The organism is Azospirillum sp. SYSU D00513 (genome assembly GCF_017356015.1).
In the GTDB taxonomy this organism is placed as follows: Bacteria; Pseudomonadota; Alphaproteobacteria; order Azospirillales; family Azospirillaceae; genus Azospirillum.
In genome coordinates, this window is record NZ_JAFIQV010000115.1 from 1 (window position 1) to 969 (window position 969).

Annotated in this window: 1 pseudogene; it reads left to right on the forward strand. The window is 71.0% G+C overall.

Features of this window, described 5'->3' with window-relative positions:
• Positions 1-358 precede the first annotated feature (358 nt).
• Positions 359-969: pseudogene (locus JUB11_RS32440) on the forward strand (hypothetical protein); the annotation flags it as partial.

The following is a 969-nucleotide window of genomic DNA, read 5'->3' on the forward strand; positions in this document are numbered from 1 at the left end:
CTCGCCATCGACGCCTTCGGCGAGGGCATGGAGGTCATCGTCAAGCCGCTCGACGGCGTGCTGGAAGGCATGCCGGACTATCTCGGCACGGCACTCCTCGGCGACGGGCGCGTGCTGCTCGTCCTCGACCTCAAAGAAATCGTGCAGTAGCGGCACGAGCCGGGCGGTGCCGCGCCGGCACCGCCGCCCTCCCCGCCCGAAGGGCGGGAGCCTTAAGGGTTCACCCTTATTTACGCGCCTGCACATCGGTGGCAGCGTCCGGACCGGCGTTTGGAGAGCGCGAGCGATGACCGTCCTGACGGACCACGACATGACAGTCCTGGCGGACCATGGGATGACAGTCCGGGCGGACTGTGGGATGACAGTCCTGTCGGACTATGGCGCGACGGCGGAGGCGATTCCGGCGGCCCGCCCCATGCGGCGTGCCCTGACGGCGCGCGCGGGGCGCCTGTGCCTCCTGGCCGGCGCCATGACCGCCGTGCCTCTGCCGTCCGCGGAACAGGGCGTTCTCCTGCCCGGCCTGTTCTTCGCCCTGGCCGCCCTGGTGCTGTCCTCGGCCAAGCCCGCATCCGTGCCTGTGCCGGGAAGCGATGTGCGGACTGCCGCCTCTCCTGAACATGGCGGCATGGATGAGGCAACCGAGTTTCCGGCCAGCTTGGCCGTCGAGAGCGTGGCTGTCGAAGCTCTGGACGTCGAAATGACCGCGGCCGCCGAGCGGGTGGACGAGGTTGCCCCAGTTTCCGTCCCCCCGGAGGTCACTCCGCCGGAGCCCGCCGAACACGGCGCGATGCCGGAGGAGTTGCCCCTGGCCGGCTTGCCCGAGGCGGCCGGCGCGGGCGGGGACGAGGCGCACGGGCGCGCCTCGACGGTGCTGCGTGTGGACCAGTCGCGCATCGACGCGCTGATGAACCTCATCGGCGAGCTGGTGGTCGCCAAGAACGGCCTGCCCTTCCTCGCCCGCCGCGCCGA